This window comes from Actomonas aquatica (assembly GCF_019679435.2).
GTDB lineage: Bacteria > Verrucomicrobiota > Verrucomicrobiia > Opitutales > Opitutaceae > Actomonas > Actomonas aquatica.
The window spans coordinates 1514289-1538937 of sequence record NZ_CP139781.1 but is presented as its reverse complement, the minus strand read 5'-3'; the positions used below and the strand labels follow the sequence as shown (position 1 = coordinate 1538937).

The following is a 24649-nucleotide window of genomic DNA, read 5'->3' as shown; positions in this document are numbered from 1 at the left end:
GTGAAAAAGAGGCGGTTAGGCGCGGGCCTTTTCCTTGAGGGTGAGCAGGTCCTTCATGACCTTGCCGAGGTCGGCGTTCTGGCTGACGCCACCGAAGCTGTCATGGAGTTGTCGATACAGCGCGTAGAGCTGGTTGTAGGTGCGGCGCGCCTTGGGCTCGGGCTTGTAGGTGACGTCTTTGAGGGACGTCATTTTGGCTTCGGCGGTCGCGAAGTCGGGATGGGCGCCGGCCAGCACGGCGGCGGAGACGGCGGAGCCGAGGGCGCAGGCCTGCGAGGAGCCGGCGACCAGCATGGTGCAACCGGTGACGTCGGCATAGATCTGCATGAGCATCGGGTTTTTCTCCGCGATGCCGCCGGCGCAGACGACGCGTTTGATCGGCACACCGTATTCGCGGATGCGTTCGATGATCGCGCGGGCGCCGAAGGCGGTGGCTTCGATGAGCGCGCGGTAAACTTCGGCGGGTTGGGTGTGCAGGGTCTGGCCGAGGAGGAGGCCGGTAAGGCGTTGGTCGACGAGGATGGTGCGGTTGCCGTTGTTCCAATCGAGCGCGAGCAGGCCGCTTTCGCCGGGAGCGAGCGCGGCGGCGGCTTTGGTGTAGGCGGCGTGCGTCTTGTCGTCGCCGCCACAGACGACTTCGACCCACCATTTGAAGATGTCGCCGACGGCGGATTGGCCGGCCTCGATGCCGTAGTAACCGGGGAGGATGGCGCCTTTGACGATGCCGCAAATGCCGGGGATGTCGGCGACCTCTTTCTTGGCCGAGACGACGCCCACGTCGCAGGTGGAGGTGCCGATGACTTTGACGAGCGTGCCTTCGGCGACGCCGGAACCGATGGCGCCGTAGTGCACGTCGAATTCACCGATGGCAATCGGGATGCCGGCGGGCAGGCCGAGCTTGGTCGCCCACTCGTCGCAGAGGTTGCCGGCGGAGGCGCTGGCGTCGAAGGCTTCGGTGTAAAGGCGGTCGCGCAGGTCGGCGAGGGCGGGGGCGAGTTTGCGCAGGAACTTTTTGTCGGGCAGGCCGCCCCAGTCTTCGGCGTAGAGGGCCTTGTGACCGGCGGCACAGACGCCGCGTTTGACGGCAGTGGGGTCGGTCACGCCGGCGAGGATGGCCGGGAGCCAGTCGCACATCTCGACCCAGGAGTAGGCGGCGTCGAAGACGGTGCGGTCGACGTTGTGGCAGTGCCAGAGTTTGGCCCAGAACCATTCGGAGGAATAGGTGTTGCCGCACTTGGCGATGTATTCCGGGCGGTGTTTGGCGGCGAGGGTCGTGATCTTGGCCGCCTCGCGCCAGGAGGTGTGATCCTTCCAGAGCCAGCAGTGGGCGTTGAGGTTATTGGCGAACTTCTTTTGGGCGGCGAGCGGCTGGTTGTTTTTGTCGACCGGGATGGGCGAGGAGCCGGTGGTGTCGACGCCGATGCCGATGACCTGCGCGGCTTTGAAGCCGCGCTTCTTGGCGGCTTGGGCGAGGGCGCCCTTGGTGGCGGTTTCGAGGCAGTGCAGGTGGTCGAGCGGGCTTTGGCGGGCAACGTTGTGATCCTTGGGATCGAGCAGGATGCCTTGGTGGCCGCTGGGATAGTTGACGACGCAGGAGCCGAACTCCTGGCCGTCGGACGTGCGCACGATGAGCGCGCGAGCGGAGTTGGTGCCGTAGTCGAGGCCGAGGGTATAGGTGGCGGGCATGAGAAGGAGGGGAGGGGGAGGGGTTGTGATGGGGAAGGATTGACCGGCGACGAGAGCCGGGCCGCGCGAAGGGAAAGGGGCGTTTTAGGTGCTCGGACGGATGCGAAAAACGGGCGCAATACTTGACCGTTAGCTAGAATCCGGGGACAAGGGGCGGATGGCGCGTTGCACGCTCGCAGATATTGCCCGTCACGTGGGCTGTTCCAAATACACCGTCTCGCTGGCGCTGAAGGGGGACAGTCGCATTTCGGCGCGCACGCGCGAAAAGGTGCAGGCGGCGGCGGATGAGCTGGGTTACAAACCCAACGCCGTGGTGGCCCACCTCATGGCGCAGCTGCGCGCCTCGCGGTCGACGGGGTTTCAGGCGAAGCTGGCCTTGATCAATGCCAATCGCGATCGCGATGCGCTCACGCAGCATCCAACGATTCCGACTTACGTGGAAGGCTGCGAGAGCCGGGCGGCAAAAACCGGCTATGCCTTTGACCGGTTTTGGATGCATGACCCGGCCTACAAACCGGAGCGGCTCAAACGCGTTCTGCACACGCGGGGCATCAAGGGCATCATCCTGGTGGGCCTGATGGATTCCAATCGCCTGCCGCCCGAGCACACTTCGGTCTGGGAGGCGTTTCCGACGGTCGTGACGGGGGTGCGCACGCGCAATCCGGCGCTCTCGTTCTGCTGCGTCGACCATCATCACGTGGCGATGCGGGCGCTGGAGCGTTCGTTGGAGCTGGGCTATCAGCGGCCGGGTCTCGTGATCGACGAAGTCATCGACGCGCTCGTGCAGCATCGTTTTTCGGCGGGTTTTCGCACGGCGCAGCGCCATCTGCCCAAGACGCGGCAGGTGCCGGTGTTTGACGCGCAAGGGCTGGGCGAGGATGTCCCGATGGCGTTTCGCCAGTGGCTGGACAAACATCAGCCGGATGTCGTGTTCACGCTCTACAATCGCGTGCTGCGCTGGATCGAAGCGACCGGCCGACGCATCCCGGAAGATATCGGCGCGATTCAGCTCGAATGGCGGGCGACGCGACCGGAGGTGGCGGGGATGAATCAGCACAACTTTGCGGTCGGCGAGGCGGCGGTGGACATGGTGATCAGCCAAATCCACAACAACGAGACCGGCATCCATGAGTTTCCGCGCGCGACCCTCATCGGCGCGACTTGGATGGATGGTGCGAGTGCGCCGGGACCGGCGGGCAGCAAAGCGGTGCGGCCCGACGCGGCGGCGGCGCAGTCCGATTGAGTTGCGCAACGGGATGCCTACTTTCCCGCTTTTCCTGCCGGGAGGGCTGGCTAGGGTCGGCGACACTACCCCGTTTTGAGAACGCCCCATTCCGTCAAAGACTCGCTCGAGCATCCCACCACCTACGGCCTGCGCCAGAAGATCGGCGCCGTGCTGGGACCGCTCCTTCTGCTACTCACCTGGCTCGCGCCGGCGCCGGCCGGGATGAGCGACGACGCTTGGCGCACGGCGGGTGTGGCCGCGCTGATGGCGGTGTGGTGGATCAGCGAGTCGGTGCCGATTCCGGTGACGGCCTTGTTGCCGATCGTGCTGTTTCCGCTCGGGGAATTGGCGCCGATTCGCAGCATCATGCCGGCCTACGCCGATCCGATTGTGTTTCTTTTTCTCGGCGGGTTTCTGCTCGCGCTGGCGATGGAACGCAGCGGGCTGCATCGGCGGATCGCCTTCGGTTTGATCGGCATCATGGGACTAAAACCACGGCGCATCGTGGCGGGGTTTTTGATCGCGGCGGCGTTTCTCAGCATGTGGGTGAGCAACACGGCGACGGCGCTGATGATGTTGCCCATCGCGCTGTCGGTGGCCGCGCTGGTGCCGGATGAGGGCGAGGCGGCGAACGCGGCGCGCACCTTCCGCGTGGCCCTGCTGTTGGCGGTGGCTTACGGCGCGACGACGGGGGGCATGGGCACGCTCATCGGGACGCCGCCGAATGCCTTGCTCGCGGGTTTCATGCAGCGGCAATACGACGTCGCGATCGGGTTTGGGCAGTGGATGTTGGTGGGCGTGCCGGTGGTGCTGCTGGCGCTGCCGGTGGTGTATGTGGTGCTCACGCGCGTGGCGTTCCGGGTGGGCTCCGCGCCGCTGGAGGAGGTGGGCAAGTTGATCGCGCACGAGAAGCGTCGGCTCGGCGCCTTCGCGGGCGCGGAGCGCATCGTGGCGATCGTGTTTACGCTGACGGCGCTGGGTTGGGTGTCGCGGCGCTGGCTGACCGAGATTTCGCCGATGATCTCCGACACCACGATCGCGATCGCAGGCGCCGTAGTGCTGTTTATGATACCGGATCCGCAGCGGCCGGGACGTTTTGTGATGAGCTGGGACGCGGCCAAGGCGCTGCCGTGGGATGTGTTGTTGCTCTTCGGCGGTGGCCTCTGTCTGGCGGGACGGGTGCAGGACAGCGGACTCTCGGCGTGGCTGGGCGAGCAGGCGGTTGGGCTCGGTGGCCTGCCGTTGGTGCTGACCGTCGCGACGGTGTGTTTTGGCATCCTGATGCTGACGGAGCTCACCAGCAACACGGCGACGGCGGCGACCTTCCTACCGGTGATCGCGGCGGTGGCGATCAGCCTCGGGCAACACCCGCTGCTGTTGCTGGTGCCGACGGCGCTGGCGGCCAACTGCAGTTACATGATGCCGGTCGGCACGCCACCGAACGCGATCGTGTTTGGCAGTCGGGCGATTCCCTTGCCGGTGATGGCGCGCACCGGACTGTGGCTCAACCTGTTGCTGGTGCCGTTGATCGTGGGCGTGATCTGGCTGTTGGGGCCGTATGTGTTCGGCGTCCAGATCGACGTGCTGCCGGAGTGGGTGGCGGCCGCGCCGTGACGAGCGGTTGGCGGGTTTACGCCGCGGCGGTGGCGAGGGCTTCGGCGGTGAGTTCGTAGGAACGCAGGCGTAGGGAATGATCGAATACGTCGCTCACCACCATGAGTTCATCCGCATCGGTTTCGGAAACGAGGGCGGCGATGCCGTCGCGGACTTCCGCCGGCGTGCCGACGAGCGAGCGGGCGAGCATTTCCTGGGCGCGGTAGCGTTCCGCCGGGGTCCAATAGGTGTCGATGTCGTCGATCGGTGGTTGGCTGAGTTGGGAGTCGCCGCGCAGCAGATGGGTGAAGGACATTTGCTGGGTGGTGTGGAGACGGCGTGCTTCGGCGGTGGTGGGGGCGGTGACGATGTTGACCGCGACCATGGCGTAGGGACGGTCGAGTTGGGCCGAAGGTTTGAAGCGTCGGCGATAGGTTTCGAGGGCGGGCATCAATTCGGCCGGGGCGAAGTGGGAGGCGAAGGCGTAGGGCAGGCCCAACTCGCCGGCGAGGGCGGCGCCGTATTGGCTGGAACCGAGAATCCAGAGGGGCACCTCAGTGCCGGCGGCCGGGACGGCCTGCACGGATTGGCCGGGTTCCGGGGTGGCGAAGTAGTGCTGGAGTTCCTGAATGTCCTGGGGAAACGACTCGACGGCGCCCATGCGGCGGCGCAGGGCGCGCAAGGTGCCTTGATCGGTGCCGGGGGCGCGGCCGAGACCGAGTTCGATGCGGCCCGGATAGAGGTGGGCGAGGGTGCCAAATTGTTCGGCGATGACGAGGGGGGCGTGGTTCGGCAGCATGATGCCGCCGGCGCCGATGCGAATGCGTTGCGATCCGGCGGCGATGTGGGCGAGCACGACCGAAGTGGCGGCGCTGGCGATGCCGGGGAAATTGTGGTGCTCGGCGACCCAGAAGCGTTCGTAGCCCCACGCTTCGGCGTGGTGGGCGAGGTCGCGGGCCTGATCCAGCGCCTGCCGGGCGTCACCGCCTGCGCGCACGCGCACCAGATCGAGAATGGAAAGTTTAACCATGCCGCAACCAGTGCGGCTCGCCGCAAAAGGCAAACGGCGTGACGGGGTGAAGACGGGGCAAAAAGAAACGCCCCGGACGAAATCGTCCGAGGCGTTGGAAGAGGAAGCTGACGGAGATGCGTCTTATTCCGCGGAGGCCTTCACGGCTTCGGCGTTGATCTCGAGGGAGATCTCTTCGCCGACGACGGCCACGCCGGTCTCGAGCAGCGGGTTGTAGTTAATGTTGTAGTCGAGGCGGTTGATCTTGGCGATGGCGGTGAGGCCGATGCGGGTGTTGCCCCAGGGATCGGTGGCCGGACCGTAGAAGTTGGCGGGGAGACGGAGTTCCTTGGTCACGCCACGCATGGTGAAGTCGGCGACGAGGATGGTTTTGTCGCCGTCCTTTTCGATGCGCTTGGTCACGAAGGTGATTTCCGGGTAGGTCTCGGCGTCGAAGAAGTCGGCGGTGCGCAGGTGGGCGTTACGCTGTTCGACACCGGTGTCGATGCTGGCGACCTGGATGGTGGCTTGGGCGCTTTGCAGCTTTTCACCATCGAAGGTGAGGGAGCCGGTGAACTCGTTGAAGTGGCCCTTGACGTTGGTCAGGCCGAGGTGGCGGACCGAGAAGGTGAGGCTGGTGTGAGCCGGGTCGACATTGTAGGTGTCGGCCGCACGAGCGACGGAGATGAAGGAGCCGGCAACGGCGAGGAGGGAGATGAGGAGCTTACGCATGATGGTATGGTTTTTTGTAGGTTTGGTTTAGATTGAGAGAGAGTGGGGGAAGAATCGTTCAGGCCTGCGGGGTGTCGTGGGCGTCGAGCGACACGAACACCGCCAGCGCGGCGAGAAGGAGGAGGGAGGAGAGCATGGCGGGAGCGGCTTACGCCACGGGACCGAAGGTGAAGCCGACTTCCGCGCCGTGGCCTTCGGCGTAGGCGAGGCGGATTTGCAGGCCGCCGAGCGGCTCGAGGTAGCGGGCGGTGCTGAGCGGACCGGCGATCACGGCCGAGAAACCCATGTCGGTCGCGAGTTGGCGCACGGTTTCCTTGGCGTCGGCGTCGTCACCGGCGATCAGCACGGTGGGCAGGGACTTGGCGCCTTGGGCGGCGAGGGCGAGAACGGGCGCGAAGATGGTGTTGAAGGCCTTCACCACCTTGGCCTGCGGGAAGAGGGCGGCGATCTGTTCGCCGGCCGAGGTGCTGTAGCCGAGAGTGAGACCCATGTAGTCGGCGGTCAGCGGGTTGGTGATATCGACGACGAGCTTGCCGGCGAGGTCGCCGAGTTTCTCGGCGGCGGCGCTCACGCCCTCGTAGGGCAGAGCGAAGAAAACGACTTCGGCCTCGCTCACGCCGTCGGCGTAGGTGGCGGAGGCGACGCCGGGGAGTTTGGCGCCGTCGGCCGAGGCTTGGCGAGAGACGAGCGTGACCTCGTGTTTGGCGGAGAGGAGGCGGGCCAGACCCTGACCCATGTTACCGGAACCGATGATGGAGATTTTCATATGCTGGAATGATTGGTTGATTGACTGGGTCTACTTTACTCCTGCTTCGGGCATCTGACTAATGTGCGGATCGCCTAGCCGCTATGCGCTTGGCGTATAACCCTATGCGTGCCGCGAAGAGCGGATCGTCGGCGCACAAAAAAGGGGCACCGCGATGGGTGCCCCGGGGGAAGGTGTGGGTGACGTGAACGAGCGGCGTTACTTCGTCGTGGCGTAAACGCCGAGGAGGACGCCGATGAAGTCGTAGCTTGTATCCACGCTGAGGTTACGCGCGTCGAAGACACCGCCGAGCTGAGTCCAGGTGGAACCGCCGTCGAGGCTGTAATCGAAGACGTAGGCTTCGTCGTGGCCGGTGAGACGCAGCGTGATGGCGCTGCCGGGAGCGGCGTTGAGCTGGCCGACGGTCAGCTGGGTGTCCTCGGGGGCGCCGCGCTGGGTTTCCACCATGATCTCGTAGGCGTTGCCGGCAGTGGTCGTGCGGCGAACGAGGAAGTTGTATTGGCGGGTCTCGTTGTGGAAGGCGGAGAGGCCGGCGCGCACGCCGGTCTGGGCGGGCAACTGCATCGTGGTAGAGGTCACGAAGCGGTTGTGCTGGAGGCGGCGACCGATGAAGCCGGGCGTGTGCAGATCGCGGAGCACGCGGTCCTGCGGCGTGACCTGCAGGGCGCCGTCGGCGAGAGACCAGAAGGTCTGCTGCGGGGCGCGGAGGAAGAGCCACGGATTGCCGAGCTCGTCGCGATCAAACTCGTCGCGCCAGGTGAAGTTGCCGGTGGTGGGGAAGTCCGGGGCGGTGATGGTGGCGCCGGCGGGATCGGCGAAGACGGCTCCGGCGGGGCTGGTGTGGGTGTAGGGCACCTCGAGGCCGGGTTTGAGGATGGTGGGCCAACCGTCCTCACTCCAGGTGACGGGCAGGAGGAAGGTCTGGCGACCGGTGTTGTAGTGGCCATCCACATACGGCGTGCAGGCGAGGAAGACGGACCACCAGTTGCCATCGGGACCGATTTCAAAGTCGGCGTGGCCAGTGCAGGTCACGGGGTGATCGCGATCGGCCGGCAGGTCGCGTTGGGTGAGGGTGGGATGGTCGGTGAACGGCGTGTAGGGACCGTCAGGAGACTTGGAGCGGAAGATGACCTGGGAGTGGTTGACGGAGGTGCCGCCCTCGGCGCAGTTGAGGTAATACCAGTCGCCGCGTTTGTAGATGTGCGGGCCCTCGATCCAGACGGGCTCTTTGCTGAGGTCGACGCCGCCGTTGATGATGATCTTGCGCGGGCCGATGGGCTTCATCTCCTTGATGCCCCACTCCTGAATCCAGATGGCACGGTGACCCTGGTAGATCGGGTCGTTGTTGGGCGGGTTGCCGTTGTTGACGATCCAGGCGCGGCCGGTCGACTCGTCGAAGAAAATCGACGGATCGATGCCGTCGAACTCAAGCCAGATGGGATCGGACCACGGACCGGCGGGGTCCTCGGCGGTGATCACAAAGTTGCCGCCGGCATCGACGTTGGTGCAGACGATGTAGAAGAGGCCGTCGTGGTAGCTGATGGCCGGGGCGAAGATGCCGCGGGTGATGCGCAGGCCGTCGGCCGGCATCTGGTCCACGCGGTCGATGGCGTTGCCGATCTGGGTCCAGTTGACGAGGTCGGTCGAGTGGAAGACCGGGATGCCCGGGAAGTGGGCGAAGGAGGAGTTGATGAGGTAGTAGTCTTCGCCGACGCGGCAGATGGACGGGTCGGGGTAATAGCCGGCGAGGACGGGGTTGCGGTATTCACCATCGGCCAGCGGGAGGTTGAAGATGGTGTCGTTGCCGGTGTATTCGAAGGACTCGAACACCACGGGCGCCGGGTCCGCGGCGGTGAGGGTGGTGGCGGCCGTCAATGCGGCGGCCAGGGTAGTGATTTTGGGTAGCAGGTTCTTCATGGAAATGGGGAACGTGTGTTCTAACGGCGAAGCCCGCGGCGGGTCGCGAAAGCAGCAGGACGAATTATAGACCGCGGCCGGACGGAAGCCGAGAGGCAGCGCTGATTTTTAACCACGGATGCGCCTGAGGCGCACAAGTGGACACGAAGGGCTCCACTACCGTTGCGCCTTTAGTAGGCTCTTCCTGCGTCCACGGTGGAGTTAGGTTTCAGTGCGTAGCCGGTAGGCGAAGCTATCCGTGTCCATCCGTGGTTAAAAAGCCCCGGTGGTTTCTACGGCTGGGGTTTGGTGAGGCGGACTTCGTAGAGGGCGGGGACTCGGGTGGAGTCGTGGCCGGGACGGAAGGTGACGGTGAGCGTGTCGGCGGTGAGCAGGCTGGCGGGGATTTGCAGCGTTTTGGTGATGAAGGCTTCACCTTCGTTGCCGGGGAGGGTGACGGTGCCGAGCGGGGTGCCGTTAAGTTCGACGGCGAGGTGCTCGGGACGCCAGCTGTTGCCCCAGTGGGTGAGTTGGAGTTCGAGCTCGGTCGCACCGTGGGGATTCAGCTCGTAGGAGAACCAATCGTTGGCGGCGCGGAAGGAACGGCCGAAGGTGTGACCCTGCCAGGTGTCGCCGCCGGCGAAGTTGTGCTCCACTTCGGGTTGTTGTTCACCGGGCATGACGAGGTCGACGGTGCGGGCGTCCAGGGCGAGGCGGGCGGCTTCGCTGGCGTGGAGGTCGGCGACAACTTGGTCGTAGTCGGCGGCGGAGGCGATGCGCCAATACATCATGTAACGCGCGTCGTGCACGCGGAAGAAAGGCTCGAGTTCGAGCGTATCAAAATTGTCAGGACGGATGGCGTCGGCGGCGGTAAAGTGTAGCGGCTCACCCGGCACGGGTTGGATGGCGGCGACCATGGCCATCGGGTTGCCCACCAACATGGGGGCGGCGTCGAGCGGCTTGAAGGCGCCGGGGGCGGCGTGGCCCATGCGGGAGCCGTCGGCGATGAGGCCGTCGAGTTGATCGGTGCTGGTTTTGGCGGCGAGCAGGATGGGGCCGTGCATGATGGCAGCGTAGTCGGAGCCGTCGGGCAGGCGTTCGAGGTGCGTGCTCATGGGCACGTCGATCTCGATCACGTCGCCGTCCTGCCACGTGCGTTCGAGGGCGAGGTAGCTGCCGGGCGTGGAGGTGATGCGCACGGGCTCGCCGTTGACGCGGACCGCGAAGGCGCCGGCGGGCGTCCAAGACGGGTGGCGCAGGTGCAGAGCGAAGTCGCGCTTGGTGTTGGCCGCGAGGTTGAGGGTGAGGCGGGTGGAGGCCTCGTCGGGGAACGCGGTTTCCTGGGTGACGGTGAGGCCGTTTCCGGCATCGAGGCGCGAGGCGATGAAGAGGTTTACCCAGAGGTCGTGCGCGTCGTTGGTGGCGTAGATGAACTGGCCGTATTTGCCGTGGTTTTCGATGCCGGAGCCAACGCAGCACCAGAAGCACTGTTCGGGTTGCGAGTAGACCCGGTAGTGGCGCGGACGGATGGGCGTGAAGTAGACGAAGCCGCCGTGTTCGGGGTGTTGGGTGGAGAGGATGTGGTTGTAGAGCGCGCGTTCGTAGTAGTCGGCGTAGCGGGCGTCGCCGTCGCGGCGGAAGAGGGCCTCGGAGAGGCGGAGCATGTTGTAGGTGTTGCAGGACTCGGGGCCCTCGCGGGAGCGCAACATGTCGAGGAAGTCGTCGGTGGCGTTGAAGTGTTCGCGCACGCTGTTGCCGCCGAAGGCGACGCTGCGGTGGGCAGCGACGGTTTCCCAGAAGTAGCGGGCAGCGCCGTCCCAGGCCGGGTCGCCACCGAGCTCGGCGATGCGGGCGAAGCCGATGATCTTGGGGATCTGGGTGTTGGCGTGTTTGCCGGTGAGGTTGTCGCGGCGCTGGAGGAGGTCGTCGAGGATGGCGCGGTGGGTGAAACGCTGGGCGAGGCGGAGGTATTTGGCGTCGCCGGTGATGGCATAGACGTCGGCGATAATTTCGGTCATGCCGCCGTGTTCGGCGCGCAGCATGATCTCCACGTCGGCATCGGAGAGCTGGCCGAGGAGGTCGGCGCACCAATCGGTGAGTTTGACAAGGACGTCGCGGGCCTGGGCGTTGTCGGCGATGAGCCAGGCGTCACGCAGACCGGCGAAGGTCTTGTGCATGTTATACCAAGGCACCCAGGCGCCCCCGAGGGAGAAGCCCTGGGCGTCGAAGCCGCCGGAGGCGACGCGGGCCCAGACTTTGTCGGACTCGGGCACGCCGCCAACGTAGCCGTTTCCGTTGGCTTCCTGGCAGAGGGCGAGCTCGGCGACGCAGTAGTCGAGGCGGCGCTTCATTTCGGCGTCACCGGTGGCGGCCCAACTTTGGGCGAGGGCCGTGAGGTAATGGCCGAGGGTGTGGCCATCGAGGCCGATGTTTTCCCAGTTGCCGTATTTCTCGGCGCGCGGTTCGAGGCCAGCTTCGAGGCGGAAACCGGCGAGCAGGCGATCGGGATCGAGGGCGAGCAGGTAGGAAACGTTGAGGTCCTGGGCGTGTTTGAAGGGGCCGTCGAGCAGCGTGACGTCGTCGAGCTCGAAGTAGCGCAGTGGCGTGGCGACGGTCGGGAGCGGGCGCGTCTCGAAGGTGAAGGTGGCACCGCCCTTGCGGTCGGGCGCGGCGCCGGGAGCGTCGGCTGAGGCGAGGCCGTTGACGGCAGGCGATGCGGTGAGGAAACGTTCGGTGAGCAGCGAGAGCAGCATGGTGTCGCCCTGCAGCATGTGCTGCCACTGGAAGACGGAGGCGACGGGATCGATCTCGGCGGTGAGTTTGACGTCGGCGATGGCGCCGAGGCCGGTGACGGTGACGAAGCCGGAACCATCGGCGGCGGCGAGGGCGACACGGCCCTGTCCGCGATCGATGACGTGGAACCACGCGGCGTCGGATTGGGCGGTTTCGGAGTCGGCGGCGAAGAGGCGCAGGCGGCCGCGCCAATTGGCGAGCACGCTGCCGTGGGCGCGGGAGGTCAGGCGGATCTGCCGATCGAAGGGAATGGAGCGGACGGCGCGAGGCTCGTCCACGGTGAAGGCATCAAAGTCGAGGTGTCCGCCGGTTTCGCCGAAGGCGTTGTAGTGAAAAAGTCCATACCGCACGCCCTGGAAGGTGCGGAGCTGGAAGACCAGGGTGAAGGGATCGCCGAGGGTGGTGAAGTTTTCGCCGTCGGTGGAGTAGCTGAGGGTGGCCTGTTCGGTGTCGAAATTGCAGTGCGTGCGCAGCCAGATGCGATCGGCGACGATGGGGCGGCTGTAACGATCGCCGCCGTTTTGATCGTAGCGGCGGAGGTTGATCGAACCGTCGGCGGCTTTGGTGATGCCGATCCAGGCGTAGGGGTAGTTGACGACGGCGAGGCCACCGGTGTCGCCGGGTTGCATGCCGGCCGGATCGATGACGGTGGTGGCGATGGACTCGGGGCCCATGGCGCGTTGGGTGAGGGTATTGCGGGCGAACCAAAACTCCTTGGCGGGCAGGGCGGTGAGACGCAGGTGGCCGGGGCGGGCGGAGAGCGACCAGGCGTCGGCGACCGGCACGTGGCTCCATTGCCAGACCTTGCCGAGCTCGGGGCCGGAGAAGTCGTCGTTGCGCGCGTAGGGGGCGTGGGGCGTGTCGACGGTGTGGCCGGTGTTGGGTTTGATCCAGGTGCGCGGCGAGCGCAGCAGGTTGCCGGGGAGGCCGAAGAAGGGCCAGCCGTCCTGCCAAGTGATGGGGGAGAGGGCGGAGACGCGGCCGACGGAGTTGTGGTCGGTCATGGAGACGGCCCACCACTCGCCGGAGGGGGTGTCGACGATGCCGCCTTGGTGCATGGGAATGGCACCCATCGAAGACGGGTTGCGCGGGTGAATGGTGAACTCGCCGAAGGGGCCGCGACCGATGCCTTGGAGGCGGTAGCCGTCGCCGGTGCCGAGGGTTTCCTGGGCACTGATGGTGATGACCTCGTAGGGACCGTCGATGCGGTCGGCGCGGGCGCAGGCCATGTAGCCGACGGGGTCGTAGTTGGACGAGGTGATGTAGTAGCGGCCGTCCCACTTGTAGAAGTGCACGCCCTCGCCGATGCCGGAATCGGGTCCGATGATGAGCTGCTCGGTGCCCGGCACGATGTTTTTGAGGTCGGGCGTGAGTTGGGCGAGGTGGATGCCGCGGTAACCCCAGATCACCCAAGCGGTGCCGTCGTCCTCAAACAGCACGGAGAGATCGTGGAGCGAGATGTCCATCTGCTCGTGGGTCCAGGTGCCGTGCGGATCGGTGGTGTAGAAGTGTTGGGTGCGCTGGCGGTTGACGTTGGCGAAGATGTGGAAAACGCCGTCGTGGTAGCGGAAGGAGGGGGCCCAGATGCCTTGGCCGTAGATCGAGCCGCCATCCTCCAGGCGGTATTCAGGGCCGAGGTCGAGCGTCTCGACGGCGTAGGAAGCGAGCGACCAGTTGACGAGATCCCGGGAGTGCAGGACGGGCAGGCCCGGCATGGAGTGCATGGTCGTGCCGGTGAGGTAGTAGTCCTCGCCGACGCGAATGATATCGGGGTCGGAGAACTCGTCGTAGAAGAGTGGGTTGGTGTAGGTGCCGTCGCCGTTATCGGCGGTCCAAGTTTGGGCGCTGGCGGTGGTAGTGGCGAGGGGGAGCAGCGCAGCAGCGGTGAGAGCGAGGGTGGCGAGGGGCAGGCGGGAGGGGCGCATGGGGAGAAGGAGGGGCAGAGACGGAGGGGCAGGGTTATTTTTAACCACGGATACGCCAGAGGCGCACAAGTAGACATGGATGGCTTCACTAACGATTCGCCTTGGGGGGGGGGATTGTTCCGAGGGGCAGGGGGAACGGCCGAGACGGCCGTTGCTACAACAATTTGATTACTGGCTCAGCGGGAGAAGCGGAGGACCGTGAGGGAGTGGGCGGGGGCGGTGTAGGTGGTGGTGGGGGACAGGGTGAGCGTGTCGGTGGCGGGGGCGATGACGGGCGGCTCGCCGTCCTCGTTGACGGCATCGGCGGCGGGGCCGGTGAGGAGGATGCGGGTGGCGGTGGTCGGGCCGCCGAGGCCGGCGAGCTGAAGGTCGACGGTCTGGGGCTCGGCCTCTCCGTTCACGATCTTGAGGATGATGTCACCGGTGGTGGAGTCGGACACCGTGCCCGCGACGAGGCGGGTGTCGGTGGCCAGGCCTTCGAGCGTGGTGGTGTGGTAGGTGTCGCCGCCGTGATGGCCGAAGAGCTGCTGGGTGTAGTAGTTGGCACTCGGATACACCTGAGTGGCATCGAAGTAGATCATGTCGGGGTGCCACTGGGTGTGGCCGCGGCGGGCGAGCAACGGGGCGTAGGAGGCAAAGCGCACGAGGTCGCCGTTGCGCTCGTAGCTGATGAGACCGGCGGCTTCGGCGATGGCGCTGCGCAGGGTGTTGCGACGGTTGGGTTCGTGGGCGGCGTATTCACCGAGATAGACGAGCGGGCCGTCGCGATCGTAGGCGTCGTAGCGCTGTTGGTTGTCCCAGAAGAAGGCGGGCGGGACGTAGTAGTGTTCGTCGACCATGGCGACGTCGGTGGCGCGGGCGAAGGCCCAGCCCTTTTCGTAATCCTCACCGGAAGCGAAGGGGCCGGAGGTGCCGATGACGACGATGTCGGGATAGCGGGCGTTGATGGCGTCGCGGATCAGGGTGAAGCGTGCCTCGAACTCGGGCGTGATGGCGTCCTCGTTGCCGACGCCGAGGTAGGTGAGGCCAAAGGGTTCCGGATGGCCGGCGGCGGCGCGGAGGGCGCCCCAGGTGGAGTCAGCGGGACCGTTGGCCCACTCGATGAGATCGAGCACGTCCTGGATGTAGGCGGGCATTTCCTCAAGCGGGAGGCATTCCTGACCGCGGCCGGGGCTGTGGCCGGAGTGTTGGCAACTGACGCCGGCGGCGACGACGGGCAGGGGTTTGGCGCCGATGTCTTCGCAAAATTGAAAGAACTCAAAGTAGCCGAGGCCGAAGGTTTGGTCGTAGCCCCAGAGGTTGCGGGCGGATTCGCGGCCTTCGAGCGGGCCGAGGGTGTTTTTCCAGTCGTAGAAGCGGTGAGCGCCCTGACCGTGGACGAGGCAGCCGCCGGGGAAGCGCATGAACTTCGGGTGGAGGTCGGCGATGGCTTGGGCGAGGTCGCGGCGGAGGCCGTTGGGGCGGCCCTTGAAGGTGTCGTGCGGCATGAGCGAAATCATGTCGAGGGCGACACCACCGAGGCGGTGCATGAGCAGGACAAAGCGGGCGTGGTCGTCGCTGCGGGTGGGCGTGAGAGTGGCGGCATACTTCGTCCAGGCGCGGCCGGTGATCTCGAGGGATTGCTCGGCGAGGACGGTGCCGTCGGCGGCTTCGAGGCGGACGGTCACGGGCATGGGGACGGATTGGTCGGCGTCGCGCCACATGATGCCGTTGTAGGTTTGGTAGGCGAAGAAGGAGGCCTCGTAGGCGTCGCCGGCGGTGACGGGAATCTGGTCGAAACCCGCGTTGCTGATGCCGACGGCGGCGTCGGTGGATTCGTCGGGCAGGGCGGTGGTGCGCAGGTGGAGGTAGTGCGGGTTGCGCGGGTGGACGGGGCGGGCGTCGCCGAGTTCCCAACGGCCCTCGGCGCCGCCGCGTTGCTCGAGTTGCCAGGCGGTGAAGTTGGTCCAGGAGCTGCGCTCGGAGGCGCGGTATTCGAAAGAGCGGTTTTGGAGGAGTTCGGCGTAGAGACCGCCGTCGGCGGCGTAATTGAGGTCCTCGTAGAAAATGCCGAGGAGGTCGGGGCTGATGGCTTTGCCGGGGGCGTCGAGGTCGACGGAGAGGGTGGTGGCGGTGGCCGTGGCGACGATTCCGAGGAAAAGTGCGGGGAAGATTGGGCGCATGGAAGGGGGAGGGTTTTTGACCACAGGGAGGGCGCTGCCGGAGGAGCAGGGAAGGCCGGGGAATGGGGGTGGGTATGGTGGTTGGGCGGGGCAGGCAGTGTCAGCTGCAATAGGCACCAAACGGTTATATTGGATGCGGTCCGGGATCGGAGGTTGTCATTTGGGGCGGATGGCGGGGAATGGGGGGCGTTGCGATGAAAGCCGTTGTTTATGAATCCTATGGGCCGCCGGAGGTGTTGCGGGTGGTCGAGCGGCCCCAGCCGGAACCGAAGCCGAACGAGGTGCGCGTGCGCATTCGCGCGGTCGAGGCGACGAAGGGAGATTGTGAGCTGCGCAGCATGCGGTTTCCGGTGAAGTGGTTCGCGTGGGCGCTGCGTTTGGCGTGGGGCGTGACGGGGCCACGGCGGGCGCATCAGGTGCTGGGAGGGTATTGGGCCGGTGAAGTGACGGCGTGTGGGGCGGCGGTGACGCGATTTAAAGTCGGCGACCGGGTGGCCGGATGCGCCAAGCTGCGCATGGGCGCTTACGCCGAGGAAGCGGTGTATCCGGAAAATTATACGATCGCGCGACTGCCGGCGGCGGTGGATTTCGACGCGGTGGCAGCGAGCTTGCTGGGCGGATTGAATGCGTTGCACTTTCTGAATCTGGCGAAGCTGCAACCGGGCGAGGAGCTGCTGATCATCGGCGGTGGCGGCAGCATTGGTTTGCTGGCGATTCAGATCGCGAAAGCGCGCGGGGCGCACGTCACGGTGGTGGACAAGACGGAGAAGGCGGAGCTTATCCGCAGGGCCGGGGCGGACGATTTCATCGACTACACGCAGGAGCGGTGGGAGGACCGCGGCGCGGCGTTTGACGTGATTTTCAGCATGCCGGTGGGGGTCTCGCTGGCGACCTGTTTGGCTGGGGTGAAATCGGGCGGGCGGGTGCTGCTGGGGAATCCGCGTTTTGGCGATTTGTTGCGCGGCAGCTTCGGCAAGCCCGGTAAAGCCGAGGGCAAGATGGTGTTTGTGGCGTTTGCGGGCGAGTCTCAGGCCGAACTGGATACGCTGATGGAGATGTTGGCGGATGGCACCTTGCGGCCGATCGTCGATCGCGTGTTGCCTTTGGCGCAGGCCGCGGAGGCCCATCGCCTGGTGGAAAGCGAAGCCCGGCAAGGCGCGGTGGTGCTGGCCCCGTAGAGGGCGCGAATTTTTTGGTTCGGGAGGGCTGGCGAAGGACCGATAGAGTAGGTAGAGAGGTTCGTTATGCAGCTTTACTTCATGGGCATTTGTGGAACCGCGATGGGCAACGCCGCGTTGTTGGCGCGGGCGGCGGGGCATGAGGTGTCTGGCGCGGATGCCGGGGTGTATCCGCCGATGAGCGACGTGCTGGCGGAGGCGGGCATCACCGTGCACGAGGGCTACGATGCGGAGCGGCTGGCGCAGCTGGCCCCGGACCTGGTGGTGGTGGGCAATGCGATGAGCCGCGGGAATCCGGAGGTCGAGTGGCTGTTGGAGTCCCGCGCGCTGCGCTTCACGTCGCTGCCTGCTTTGTTGGCGGAGACGGTGTTGGCGGGGCGGCGCAATCTCGTGATCTGTGGCACGCACGGCAAAACGACCACCACATCCATGACGGCGTTTTTGCTGCGCGAGAACGGGTGCGATCCGGGTTTCCTGATCGGCGGCGTGCCGCTGGATCCGCCGGTGGGGCAGCACCTCGGGGCACTGGACGATCCGTTTGTGATCGAGGGTGACGAATACGACAGCGCGTTCTTCGACAAGCGGTCGAAGTTCATTCACTACGCACCCCACATCGCGGTGCTCAACAACCTCGAGTTTGATCACGCCGACATCTTTCGCGATCTCGTCGATGTGGAGCGGACGTTCCGCCACCTGACGCGCATCGTGCCGCGCAATGGCTTTGTGCTGCTAAACGGCGATGACGCCAATCTGGCCAAGCTCGACGACATGCCGTGGACGCAGGTGCTGCGGGTCGGCGTGGGGGAGCACAACGACGTGCGCATCGTGGATTTTGCCGAGTCGGGCACCGGCGCGAGCTTTGGTCTGCAATGGCGCGGTCGCGACTGGGGGCGGGTCGAGTGGGTGATTGCCGGGCTGTTCAACGCGCGCAATGCGGCGATGGCGGCGACGGCGGCGGGACTGGCTCTGAACCCCGAGGATCCGACGGTGGTGTCGTTGGCGCCGCTGGCGAAGTTCCGGGGCGTGCGGCGGCGGCAGGAGATTCGCGTGCAACAGGAGAAGTTGGTGGTGATCGAAGACTTTGGTCACCACCCGACGGCGCTGGATCAGACCCTGCGGTCGCTGCGGGCGCGTTATCCGGAATATGTGCTCACGGCGGTGTTTGAGCCGCGCAGCAACACGGCGCGCACCCGGGCGCTGGAGGAACCGTTCATGCACGCCCTCGCTCTGGCCGATGAGGTGTATCTCGGCGCGGTCAATCGCGCGGAACGGCTCAGCGAAGCCGAACGTTTTAACCGCGAGGCGGTGATGGCCTACCTGACCGGACACGGCACCGAAGCACACACGGCCGAAACGAACGGCAAACTGCTGGTGAAGCTCGAAGTCAGCACGCTGCCCGGCGACGGCAAACCGCGGGTGGTGGTCTTCTTCACCAACGGCTCCTTCGACGGCATCATCGATGCGTTTGTGAAGATGGCAGCAGGCGAAAGTTGAGGCGGGGACGCCCGACGGCGTTGGCTCAACCCAGTTCGAACGTAGTGACGCCGTAGATACGGTTCCACGGCAGGTCCGGAATCGGGCCGTGCACCATGCGGGCACAGCCGAAGACCTCGGTCAGGCCGTGGGCTTGCGCGAGCGCGAGCGCCGCGGGGTTGTTCTCCGGTGTATCGAGGAAGAGCGGCTGGTCGGCGGCGTGTGCGGAGAGTCCGACGAAGAGGGCTTCGGCAATGTGGGCGTCGTCGGCGAACAGCGGGCCGATCTTATATCCTTCCCGGCAGGGACGGATGACGCCGATGCCGCGCAGGGTGTGGTGGGTCACAAAACCGAGCGCGAGTCCACCGGCCGGGCGGATCCAAGGCTCGAGGAACCTGGCCCGGCTGCAACCGAAGTGAGCGGTATCGTAGGCCAACACATCGGCGAAAGGCAGGACAGACAGGTCAACGAGCGCGGGGTCGAGTTGGGCGGAGCGACGGCCGGTGCCTGCCATGCGCAGATTGCGGTGGGTAAATTGGAAACCGCCACGGGCGTAGAAGGCCTGCATGTCAAACACGCCGTCCATGGCGATGGGGGCGTCGGGACGCAGGCGGGCGCGCAGGGTATCGCGACGCCACGTCCAGAACTCGCGACCGATGCCTTGGCCGCGCAGGTCGGGGCGCACGATGAAGAAGCCCATGAACCCGGCGGCGTCGCCGTAAGCCACGATGGAGCCGGTGGCGATGACCCCACCGTCGCGTTCGGCGCAGACGAAGCCCGCGGGATCGGTGTGCCAGAACAAGGCGGCGTCGTGGAGGCCGGGATTCCAACCCTCGGCGGCGGCCCATTCAACCGCGATATCGAGTTCGGCACGGGTCGCCGTGCGGTAGGTGATCATATCAGAACGGTCGTCCGATCCGCGGTGATGGCGAACGCAAAGCGTGGGGCCGAGAGGCAGGACATTTTTAACCACGAATAGACACGAAGGGCTCCGCCTACCGGCTACGCACCGCGTGCCTTTCATCTGTGTCCATCCGAGATTGCAGACCTCAGTGCCGCTCAGTTGTTGCCGGGGTAGTCGGGGTGCCAGGGGTAGACCAGGCCGAGGTCGCCTTCGTCGCTTTCTTCGCCGACCGCGGGCTCGCTGTCGCCTTCGGAGTCGGTGGTGGTGGCGTGGGGGTTGAGCGGGTCGTCACGGGTGGCGTCGGCGGGGAGCATGCCGAGGACTTCGGTGAAGGAGTAGGTGACGAAACGTGGATTGAGGCGTTCGGCGGTAAGCATGGGGCGATCGCCTTCCGGCACCTCGGCGCGGCCGAAGGCCCAGGGCGAGGCGAGGGCGGGTTGGCGGATGTTGGTATCGGCACCGGCGGCCGTGCTACCGGTGGTGGTGCGTTGGGTGCGTTGCTCCGAGGCGCGAATGTTGCGTTCGAGGTCGGCGAGCGGGATGTCGTAGCGTTCGGCGGTGCGACGCAGGAGGTGCGTGGCCAGGGTGGCGCTGTTGGTGAGGTAAGGCCCAACCGCCTGCAGTGTGAGCGCTTCGGGGGCGGATACGATGCGCAGGTCGAAGCCACGTTCGGCGAGGCGCGGCGTGGGGCCGTAGGGTTTGTGGCCGGCGCCGAGCACGGTCATTTCGATGCCGTAGAGGAACCAGGTGCCGTTGATCTGGCGGAGGTAGCCGGGCAGGACGTGGCCGCGTTCGTAGATCAACACGAAATGATGGCGGCGAAAGGCGTCGGCGGGCAGGCGCAGGGCGGAGAGGAAAAACAACTGGGTCCCGGTGTGGCACTGCCACGTGCCGGTGCGGACCACGCGACTGAGCGAGGCGCTGGCTGCGTTGTAGCGAGCCGGTCGCTCAGCGCCGTCGCCGATCTGGGGACGGATGAATTCCAATGCGCGCGTTTTGAGGAGCTCGGGGGGCGCCCGCTCCAAGTCGCTCGGATCGAAGGCGCGCAGGAGCGATTCGAGTTGGAGGCGAGCTTCGTCGTCGCGGTTGGTGCTGTGGGATTCGGTCTGGAGCAGGAGCGCGGTGAGCGTCCACGGGTCGAGGTGCAGGGGGCGTCCGTCGAGATTGATGGACGCAAAGGAAGGGGGCCACTCGCGCACCGCGAAGGGGGACAGATCGAGGTCGAAATAGTCGGCGGTGGTTTCATCGACGAAGGGCGCGGTCGCAGCGGCGGGGGAGTCCGCTGCCGACGTAGTGGCGGTCGCGGTTTCCTGCCGGGAGCAGGCGGTGCTCAGCAAGAGCAGGGGAATCAGCCATCCCCAACGTCGTAGTGTGATCATGGCTGGAGGAGGTCACGGATGGCGGTCGCGAAAGTCGCATCGTCGAGGGCCGGTCGGCTGGGGAGGTCGGTCGGATCGAGCGGGAGCTCGACCCAAGATTTGCAGCCCGCCTGCGCGGAGGTGAGGGCGAAGTCCACCGGGGTCTCCAAGCGATGCACCCGCAGGACGAGCAGGTGGAGTCCGGCAGGTTGCGTCCAGTCGAATCGTTCCCGCACGGTGGTCTCGGTCCAGAGGTGGTTCGGGGCAAGGCGGGTGACGGATTCCCAATCGTCGAGAAAGGTGTGATGGTGGAGTTCGGCCCAGGCGGTGAGGGTGACGGTGGCGAGAGCCGGTGTCTCGGCAACGGGCAGGAACGGGGCGGCGGCCGGGATGAGTTTATCGGCTTGGGCGTGGAAGCCGGTGGGGAGGAGCCAAAACGGTTCACCGCGGGGACGAAAGCCGCCCCGGCCCTCGGCGATGCCGCCCTTGCGCAGGATGAGGGTCTGATGCCCGCTCGCGAGGGCGTTGACGACGGCCTGCCACTCCTTGAAGGCGGGGAACATGGGGGCAGGCATAACAAAAAGTGTTGGGGCGGAAATCCAGAAACCAAGAAACCGCAGCGGTAAGGCTGCGGTTTCTGGTGCGTAAAAGCGGGAGGCGGCTTACTTCTTAGCCTTGGCCTTGCTCTTGGGAGCGGCCTTGGCGGCTTCTTTTTTGCGCTTCAGGTAAGCTTCGCGACGACGACGTTTTTGGATCTTGTTGATTTGTTGGCCCATAGTGATGAAAGGAGTGAAAGGGTCGTTTCTCGCGAACCCGAGCGTGCGAGTCAAGCGCTGCTCACGGGGCGGTCCGACCCTACCTGGTGAACCATTTGTAGAGGGCGGGGATGACCAGGAGGGTGAGGAGGGTGGAGGAGACGAGGCCGCCGATGACCACGATGGCGAGGGGACGCTGGACTTCGCTGCCGGTGCCGCTGGCGAGCAGGAGGGGGAGCAGTCCCAGGAGGGTTGTGCCGGCTGTCATGAGCACGGGCCGCACGCGGAGGCAGGCGCCTTCGATGCTGGCTTCGTCGATCGATCGACCGTCGGCCACCAGTTGGTTGAGGTAGGTGACGAGGACCATCCCGTTGCCCAACGCGATGCCGAAGAGGGCGATAAAACCGATGCTGGAAGGCACCGAGAGGTTTTCGCCCGCCAGCCAGAGTCCGACCACGCCACCAACGAGGGCGAGCGGGATGTTGAGGAGGATGAGCGCGGTGTTCTTCAGCGAGTGGAAGCTGAGGTAAAGCAGCAGGGCGATGAGCACGAGGGTGACCGGCACCACCACGGCGAGCCGGGCGTTGGCCTCCTGTTGCAACTCAAACTGCCCGCCCCAACTCACGAGGTATCCGGGGGGCAAGGACACGTCGCGAGCGATGGCGGCCTGCGCTTCGGCCACAAAACTGCCGATGTCGCGGCCGACCACGTTGGCCTGCACCTCGATGTAACGCTGGTTGTTTTCCCGCACGATCTCGCGGGGGCCGACAACTTCGCTGATGCGGGCGATTTCGCTGAGCGGGATGAGCGCACCGTCGGTGGTGTGCACGATGAGGTCGCGCAGATTCTCGATGGTGCGGCGGGCGTCCTCGCGGTAGCGCACTTGGATGTCGTAGCGCTGGACGCCCTCGTAAACTTGGCCGGCTTGCACGCCGCCGACGGCGGCTTCGATCAGCTCCTGAACCTCCGAGAGGTTGAGACCGTGCCGGGCGATGGCTTCCCGGTCGGGGCGGACGACGATTTGTGGTGCGCCGGTGAGCTGGCCCACCTGCACGTCGGCCGCACCGTCGATTTGGCGGAGGACGGCCGCGAGTTCGTCGCCGTGGGTTTTGAGCAGATCGAGGTCGGGGCCGAAGAGCTTGATCGAGAGCTGTGCTTTGGAGCCGCCGATGAGTTCGTCGACCGTGAGCTGGATCGGCTGCGTGATGTTGGCCATCACCCCCGGCATGCCGTGCAGCTTTTCGCGCATGGCGTTTTCGATGTCGATTTGGGTGAATCCGTCGCGCCACCCCGCGGAGGGTTTCAGCACGACCATCATGTGCACGGTGTTGATGGGGTCGGCGTGCGCGCCGACTTCACCGCGACCGATGCGGGAAACCGCCTGGGCGATTTCGGGGATCTCCAGCAGGCGTTTTTCGGCGATGAGGGTGTTGCGTTTGGTTTCCTCCAGCGAGACCGACGGCGCCATGGTCAGGTTGGCGATGATGTCGCCTTCCATGAGCCGCGGGGTGAATTCGGAGCCGAGCCGCGGGAAGACGATGGCGCCGAGCGCGAGCAGACCGAGCGCGAGCAAGACCGCGGCGAAACGAGCGCGGACAAAGGCACGCACGATCGGGCGATAAGCAGTGACCAGCAGACGCACGATCCAGACATCGCGGTTGGCGTGCACGCGGCGCGGTTTGGCCATAAACAGCCAGCTGTAAACCGGCGCGCCGACGAGGGCGTAGAGTAAGGAACCAAACATCGCGAGGGAAACGGTGTAGGCGAGCGGTCGGAACATTTTGCCTTCCACTCCCTGCAGGGTGAACAGCGGCAGGAAAACGAGCACCACGATGAGGATGGAGAAGCAAATCGGTCGCGCGACTTCCCGGCAGGCGGCGGCGATGGTGTGGTGTTTCGGTTCGTCGGCCGGAGCGGCGCGCAGCAGACGGTCGGCGTTTTCCACCATGACGATGGTGCCGTCGACCATCATGCCGATGGCGATGGCGATGCCGCCGAGCGACATGAGATTGGCCGAGATTCCGGCATAATACATCGCGAGCGTCGCGAAGAGGACGGAGAATGGAATCGCCAGCGCGACGACCACGCTGGGGCGAAAACCTCCGATAAAAATCAGCAGGATGAGCACCACCAGCACGACGCCTTGTATCAGCGAACTGGTGACGGTGGAGACGGCCGACTGCACCAGCGTCTTCTGCTGGTAATACGGATCGATGATCACGCCGGCGGGCAGGGCGGCTTCGATCTCGGTGAGCTTGGCCTCGACGGCGTCGATCACCGTGGAGGAGTTGGTGCCGTAGAGTTTGATCACCATGCCGGAGACGACCTCTTCGGTGCCGTTGCGGGTTTGCAGGCCCTGGCGGATTTCGCCGCCGAGGCGGATCGTGGCAACGTCACTCAGATGCACGGGCGTGCCGTCTTCGTGCGTGACGACGATGCTTTCGAGATCGGCGATGCTTTGGGCGAGGCCCTCGGAGCGCACGATGAACATCTCGCCGTTGCGCTCGAGAAACTGGCCGCCGACGTTTTGGTTGTTGGCTTCGATGCGCTCGATGACGGTGTGCAGCGGCAGGTTGTAGCGCAGGAGTGCATCGGGATCGATGTTGACCTGGTATTGCTTCACGTAGCCGCCGATTCCGAGCACCTCGGTGACGCCCGGAACAGTCTGCAGGTTGTATTTCACCACCCAGTCCTGGAGGGTGCGCAGCTCTTCGAGTGAGTAGGTGCCGGTGGTGTCGATGAGGTTGTAGTAGAGCACCAAACCCTGGCCGGTGGAAATGGGGCCCATCTCGGGTTCGCCGAAGCCGGCGGGGATGGCTTCGCGGGCTTCGGAGAGGCGTTCGCCGACGACCTGACGGGCGAAGTAGATGTCGGTGTCCTCTTCGAAATACACGCTCACGACGGACAATCCGAAGTTGGAAACGGAGCGGATTTCGCGCACGCGGGGCAGACCGCTCATGGCGGCTTCAACCGGGAAGGTGACGAACTTCTCCACCTCTTCGGGGCCGAGGCCGGAGGTGACGGTGAAGACCTGCACGAGGGCGGGCGAGACGTCGGGGAAGGCGTCGACGGGCAGTCGTTTGTAGCCCCAATACCCGCCGCCGATAACGGCGCAGGTGAAGAGCACGACGACCAGCTTGTTGCGCAGGGCGCTGGAAACGAGGGAGTCAAACATGGGAGGCGATCCTTCGGTC

At 65.5% G+C, this 24649-nt stretch carries 15 protein-coding genes; 4 read left to right on the top strand and 11 right to left on the bottom strand.

From position 1 onward, the window contains the following. Positions 1-15: 15 nt before the first annotated feature. The gene (locus K1X11_RS05875; RefSeq protein WP_221030805.1) at positions 16-1686 is read right to left on the bottom strand and encodes a ribulokinase; all 1671 of its coding nucleotides are present in this window, start codon (positions 1684-1686) and stop codon (positions 16-18) included. 193 nt (positions 1687-1879) lie between these two features. Here K1X11_RS05875 and K1X11_RS05870 point away from each other — a divergent pair, with 193 nt between their 5' ends. Further along, positions 1880-2929: a LacI family DNA-binding transcriptional regulator gene (locus tag K1X11_RS05870; RefSeq protein ID WP_324726118.1), complete on the top strand. Its 1050-nt coding sequence runs from the start codon at positions 1880-1882 to the stop codon at positions 2927-2929. Positions 2930-3004: 75 nt separating this feature from the next. Continuing rightward, positions 3005-4525: an SLC13 family permease gene (locus K1X11_RS05865; protein ID WP_221030803.1), complete on the top strand. Its 1521-nt coding sequence runs from the start codon at positions 3005-3007 to the stop codon at positions 4523-4525. Positions 4526-4541: 16 nt separating this feature from the next. Here K1X11_RS05865 and K1X11_RS05860 read toward each other — a convergent pair whose 3' ends face one another. The 6 genes from K1X11_RS05860 to K1X11_RS05835 all read right to left on the bottom strand — a co-directional run bounded on the left by K1X11_RS05860 (position 4542) and on the right by K1X11_RS05835 (position 15787). After that, positions 4542-5534 (bottom strand): LLM class flavin-dependent oxidoreductase, encoded by a 993-nt coding sequence (locus K1X11_RS05860; RefSeq protein WP_221030802.1) that lies wholly within the window; start codon positions 5532-5534, stop codon positions 4542-4544. A gap of 123 nt (positions 5535-5657) precedes the next feature. After that, positions 5658-6245 carry a YceI family protein gene (locus tag K1X11_RS05855; protein ID WP_221030801.1) on the bottom strand — a complete coding sequence of 196 codons (588 nt, stop codon included), beginning with the start codon at positions 6243-6245 and terminating at the stop codon, positions 5658-5660. Positions 6246-6393: 148 nt separating this feature from the next. Beyond that, positions 6394-7011 carry an NADPH-dependent F420 reductase gene (locus tag K1X11_RS05850; protein ID WP_221030800.1) on the bottom strand — a complete coding sequence of 206 codons (618 nt, stop codon included), beginning with the start codon at positions 7009-7011 and terminating at the stop codon, positions 6394-6396. A gap of 198 nt (positions 7012-7209) precedes the next feature. Next, positions 7210-8928, bottom strand: coding sequence for a glycoside hydrolase family 43 protein (locus tag K1X11_RS05845; protein WP_221030799.1), 1719 nt, complete (start codon positions 8926-8928; stop codon positions 7210-7212). Positions 8929-9200: 272 nt separating this feature from the next. Then, positions 9201-13625 (bottom strand): beta-L-arabinofuranosidase domain-containing protein, encoded by a 4425-nt coding sequence (locus K1X11_RS05840; RefSeq protein ID WP_221030798.1) that lies wholly within the window; start codon positions 13623-13625, stop codon positions 9201-9203. Between the two features lie 176 nt (positions 13626-13801). Then, positions 13802-15787 carry an alpha-L-arabinofuranosidase C-terminal domain-containing protein gene (locus tag K1X11_RS05835; protein ID WP_221033161.1) on the bottom strand — a complete coding sequence of 662 codons (1986 nt, stop codon included), beginning with the start codon at positions 15785-15787 and terminating at the stop codon, positions 13802-13804. Between the two features lie 233 nt (positions 15788-16020). On the opposite strand from K1X11_RS05835, the gene K1X11_RS05830 reads away from it, so the two are divergent. Next, positions 16021-16965 (top strand): NAD(P)-dependent alcohol dehydrogenase, encoded by a 945-nt coding sequence (locus K1X11_RS05830; RefSeq protein WP_324726117.1) that lies wholly within the window; start codon positions 16021-16023, stop codon positions 16963-16965. A gap of 81 nt (positions 16966-17046) precedes the next feature. Continuing rightward, entirely contained in the window at positions 17047-18459 is a 1413-nt protein-coding gene (locus K1X11_RS05825) for a UDP-N-acetylmuramate--L-alanine ligase (RefSeq protein ID WP_255600027.1), read from the top strand. 25 nt (positions 18460-18484) lie between these two features. Here K1X11_RS05825 and K1X11_RS05820 read toward each other — a convergent pair whose 3' ends face one another. The 4 genes from K1X11_RS05820 to K1X11_RS05805 all read right to left on the bottom strand — a co-directional run bounded on the left by K1X11_RS05820 (position 18485) and on the right by K1X11_RS05805 (position 24630). Continuing rightward, entirely contained in the window at positions 18485-19336 is an 852-nt protein-coding gene (locus tag K1X11_RS05820; RefSeq protein ID WP_221033158.1) for a GNAT family N-acetyltransferase, read from the bottom strand. Between the two features lie 161 nt (positions 19337-19497). Next, complete coding sequence (locus tag K1X11_RS05815) at positions 19498-20721, bottom strand: hypothetical protein (RefSeq protein ID WP_221033157.1); 1224 nt, start codon at positions 20719-20721, stop codon at positions 19498-19500. Beyond that, complete coding sequence (locus tag K1X11_RS05810) at positions 20718-21275, bottom strand: DUF1802 family protein (RefSeq protein WP_221033156.1); 558 nt, start codon at positions 21273-21275, stop codon at positions 20718-20720. The genes K1X11_RS05815 and K1X11_RS05810 overlap by 4 nt, the downstream gene beginning before the upstream one ends. Positions 21276-21555: 280 nt before the next feature. Then, on the bottom strand, positions 21556-24630 hold the full coding sequence (locus tag K1X11_RS05805) for an efflux RND transporter permease subunit (RefSeq protein WP_221033155.1): 3075 nt from the start codon (positions 24628-24630) through the stop codon (positions 21556-21558). Between the last annotated feature and the right edge of the window lie 19 nt (positions 24631-24649).